Origin of the sequence: Virgibacillus sp. M23 (assembly GCF_034190895.1) — a bacterium.
GTDB lineage: Bacteria > Bacillota > Bacilli > Bacillales > Amphibacillaceae > Virgibacillus > Virgibacillus salarius.
In genome coordinates this window covers 1-4,552 of sequence record NZ_JAWDHA010000111.1, presented here as the reverse complement: position 1 = coordinate 4,552, position 4,552 = coordinate 1, and the positions used below count along the sequence as shown (strand labels likewise).

General features: G+C 37.0%; 3 protein-coding genes. All 3 read left to right on the top strand.

Annotation, left to right across the window (positions count from 1 at the left end; translation table 11 throughout):
• Positions 1–591: 591 nt before the first annotated feature.
• The 3 genes from RVS70_RS21380 (at position 592) to opp3C (ending at position 4,479) form a co-directional block, all read left to right on the top strand.
• A complete protein-coding gene (locus tag RVS70_RS21380; RefSeq protein WP_034679422.1) occupies positions 592–2,256 on the top strand; it encodes a peptide ABC transporter substrate-binding protein in 1,665 nt (554 codons plus the stop codon).
• Between the two features lie 134 nt (positions 2,257–2,390).
• Positions 2,391–3,320 carry an oligopeptide ABC transporter permease gene (gene opp3b, locus RVS70_RS21375; RefSeq protein ID WP_166531005.1) on the top strand — a complete coding sequence of 310 codons (930 nt, stop codon included), beginning with the start codon at positions 2,391–2,393 and terminating at the stop codon, positions 3,318–3,320.
• 1 nt (position 3,321) lies between these two features.
• Positions 3,322–4,479 carry an oligopeptide ABC transporter permease gene (gene opp3C / locus RVS70_RS21370; RefSeq protein WP_121605799.1) on the top strand — a complete coding sequence of 386 codons (1,158 nt, stop codon included), beginning with the start codon at positions 3,322–3,324 and terminating at the stop codon, positions 4,477–4,479.
• Positions 4,480–4,552 lie beyond the last annotated feature (73 nt).

Here is a 4,552-nt window from a genome sequence, read left to right as displayed (position 1 = left end):
CCACTTTTTTGAGCGGGTTTTGCTAAAAAAGTTAGCTGAAGGACAAACCCCACGGAAAGGGAAGTGGGCAGCCGGAGTGGTGGTCAAGCAGTAGCTATTATTCCATAATAGCTACTAGAGGAAGCGTGAATCTGAGCATTTAGTGATAAGGACTGAGCGAATTTTGCTCAGGTTTTTCTTAATTTTAGTAGCTTTTTTGATTTTTATAACACTTCTAGATGAATCGGATTTCAATAAGGATATTAAAAAATGAAAATTAATTCAGTTACCTATTTTTAAATAGTTCTTAAAACGTCATTCTTTTGACTGAAAATTACTTGTATTTTAAACCAAATATCCTAAAATTTTGAATATGAAAACTTTGTAGAAAAATGACGAAAACATGCATGAAATCAGGATTAAACGACATTTTAGTAATAACGAAGTTTTATAAATTAAGAAATGTAGGAATAATTAAAATAAACTGTTTTAGGTAAAAAGCCTTTTCAAACTTGTCTAAAAGTTATATAATTTTTAACTGTAACCGAATTCTTAGTAGCGAAAAATACTAAAATATTCAGAAAAAAGGGACATCTAAGGGAGGATATTAGTATGAAGAAATGGTCATTATTGGTTGCACTTGGTATCGTACTAAGTGTTTTTTTAGCAGCCTGCGGTGGCGATGACAATAGTACTGAAGGATCAAAAAGTAAAGATTCTGGTACAAGTGAAAGTAGTGGCGATAATACACTTAATCTATTACAAAGTGGAACAATCTCTACAATGGATTCTTCCATGGCAACAGATGAGTTCTCTTTCCAGTTCTTAGGTTCTACTATGGAAGGACTATATCGCTTAGATAAAAATGGCGAACCTACAGAAGGTATCGCAAAAGAACATAAAGTAAGTGACGATGGTCTAACTTGGACTTTTACACTACGTGAAGATGCTAAATGGGAAAATGGGGACCCAGTTACTGCAAATGACTTTGTTTATGCATGGCAACGTGCGGTTAACCCTGAAACTGGTTCAGAGTATGGTCCTTACATGATGAGCGGTGTTATTAAAAACGCTGAAGCCGTTAGTAGTGGAGATGCTGCTGTAGACGAGTTAGGAGTTACTGCTAAAGATGATTATACATTAGTAGTTGAGCTTGAAAACCCAACTCCATATTTTGAATCACTCACAACGTTCGGTACGTTCTTACCATTAAATGAAAAGTTCGTTGAAGAACAAGGTGATAAATATGCTACAAGTTCTGAGACAGTATTATCAAACGGTCCATTTGTATTGAAAAATTGGACTAGCACAAGCAGTTCTTGGGATCTAGAAAAGAATGAAAGTTACTGGGATGCGGATACAGTACAACTAGATAAATTGACATATGAGGTTGTTAAAGACCCACAAACAGCAGTGGACCTATATGAAAAAGGTACAGTAGATCGTGCTGACTTATCTTCAGATTTGGTTGACCAATATGCTACACACGAAGATTACAATGTTTCTCCAGAAATGTCAGTATGGTATCTAAAATTTAATGAAACAAGAAATGAAGCTTTAGCTAATACAAATATTCGTGCTGCACTAAGTAGAGCATTCGATAAGCAATCATTAGTTGATGTTATTCTTAACAATGGTTCTGTCGTTGCAAATGGTTTAATTCCCGAAAACTTTGTTCAAATGCCAGAAGGTGAAAAAGACTTCCGCGAAGTAAGTGGAGATCATATTACGTATGATCCAGAAGCAGCAAAAGAATACTGGAAAAAAGGTCTAAAAGAATTAGGTAAAGATTCCATTGAGCTTGAATTCCTATCTGGTGATACAGAAACGGCTAAAACAATGAATGAATATCTTGTTAATCAACTAGAGTCAAATCTAGATGGCCTAAAAATCAACCTAAAGCAAGTACCTGGTGAACAACGTTTAGACCTAGACACAAAAATGGATTATGACATCCAACTGTCTGGTTGGGGACCAGATTACCTTGACCCATACACATATATGAGCCTTTGGGTGACAGACGGTGGAAACAATAAAATGGGATATTCAAATAAAGAATATGACAAATTAGTAGAAGAAACGACAACTGAATTAGCTACTAATAATACTGCTCGCTACGAGAATTTCTTGGAAGCAGAAAAGATTTTATTTGAAGATGCTGCAATAGCACCTGTTTATCAACGTGCTAAAGCACAATTAGTATCTCCTAAGATGCATGGCGTATACATGAACGCATTTGGTCCAACATATGAGTACAAATGGGCAAGTGTAGAATAAGCGCACATCATTTTAAGTTAAGATAGAAATTTTAAAGAGAGAGTAGGCACTGCATGATGCATACTCTCTTTTTCCCCTTATATTGATATATTCTCATAATATTGAACATTAGCTTAATTTTAGGAGGTGCAAGCATGTTACGCTACATTTTACGTCGCGTCATGTATATGGCAATTACACTGTTTATTATTGCTACCGTGTCATTCTTTCTGATGAAAATGTTGCCTGGTAGTCCGCTTAATGCAGAGGATAAATTGAGTGAAGAACAAAAAGCCATTGTATTAGAAAAATACGGCTTGAATGACCCGGTTCCCGTTCAATACGTAAATTATATGAAAGGTCTTGTACAGGGAGATCTAGGTATTTCCTTTGCGTTTGATAATACACCTGTAACGAATATTTTAATGGATCGAATAGGCCCATCTGCACAGTTGGGAGCGCAATCATTATTAGTAGGAACAATTCTAGGAATTTTATTCGGTTTAATAGCTGCAATATCGCACAATGGATTTCTTGACTATAGTTCGACAATATTAGCAGTACTCGGGACATCTATTCCATCCTTCGTATTTGCTGGACTACTCCAATGGTTCCTTGCCGTGGAAACAGGCTGGTTCCCTGTCGCATTATGGGGAACGTTTGAACATACCATATTACCAACGATCGCCTTGATGATATTCCCGATGGCAACGGCTGCTCGTTTTACGCGTACGGAAATGATCGAAGTAATGGGTTCTAACTTTATTACAACGGCACGTGCAAAGGGTGTCAGCGAAGTCGGCATTATCTTTAAACACGGCTTGCGTAATGCACTTATTCCACTTGTGACCGTGATTGGCCCAATGGCAGTGAGTTTAATGACAGGAACGCTTGTTATTGAAAAAATATTCGCTGTGCCAGGAATAGGAGAACAATTTGTTACATCGGTTATGGTTAATGATTATCCAGTAATTATGGGAACGACAATACTTTTCGCATTTTTATTTGTAGTAATCATCTTAATCATCGACCTCCTATATGTATTAATTGACCCTAGAATCAGGCTTACAGGGGGGGAAAGCTAATATGGAGAAAGATCATCAAAAAAATCAGGTCCCAAAAGAATTACTAGTACCTATAAAAGATAAAGAGAATGATAGTGAAAAAATATCAGGCCCTAGTCGAACATTTATGCAAGATGCTAGACGAACCTTCTTCAAAAATAAAATGGCAATGTTTTGTGTTATTCTGCTGGCTGTGATTGTTGTATTTAGTATCATCGGACCAGGTATGAATGAGCATGGTTTAGATGATCAAGACTTATCACGAGCCAAAATGCCTCCGCATGCCCCCGTTTTAGAAAATATTTCATGGTTAGGTTTTGATGGGACATTAAAGGATGAATTCAAAGGTGATAATGTTGAACAAGCTACACAAAAGGCTATATCCCGTTATGATAACCAAGAAGAATTTATTGATATAAAGGTGCTGTCTGAAGGGGATGGCAGCAATAATTCTGCAGAAGTAAAAGCTACTTATCATGTTTATGAAGCCAAGGATATGTCCGATCAATATTTCTGGCTAGGCACCGACACGCTTGGTCGGGATCAATGGACAAGATTATGGTTAGGTACACGAGTTTCCTTAATTATCGCATTAGTTGCGGCGGCGATTGATCTCGTAATTGGTGTCGCATATGGTGGTATTTCCGCATATTATGGCGGAAGAGTCGACAATGTGATGCAACGAATACTAGAAATATTAGTCGGAATTCCGAATCTTGTTGTTATTCTATTAATGATTCTCGTATTACAGCCAGGTATTATATCGATTATTATCGCTCTGACGATAACGGGTTGGATTGGAATGGCCCGGATCGTCCGTGGTGAAGTGTTGAAGCTGAAAAATCAGGAATTTGTGCTTGCTGCACGAACGTTGGGCACAACGAATGGAAAAATTATTCGGAAGCATCTAGTTCCAAATATTAGTGGGATTATTATCATTAATACGATGTTTACGATACCTAGTGCCATCTTTTTTGAAGCATTTCTAAGCTTTATTGGATTAGGGATGGTTCCGCCGGATGCATCTCTAGGTACGCTAATAAATACTGGATTCGACAATATCAGACAATATCCATATCTATTAGTCTACCCAGCAGTACTGATTTCAGTCATTATGATTGCATTTAACTTAATTGGAGATGGATTACGTGATGCGTTTGATCCGAAAATGCATAAATAAGAAGGTAGGTGTTTCTAAATGAGTAAATTGTTAGAAGTAAAGGATTTGAGCGTTTCATTTAACACCTACAACG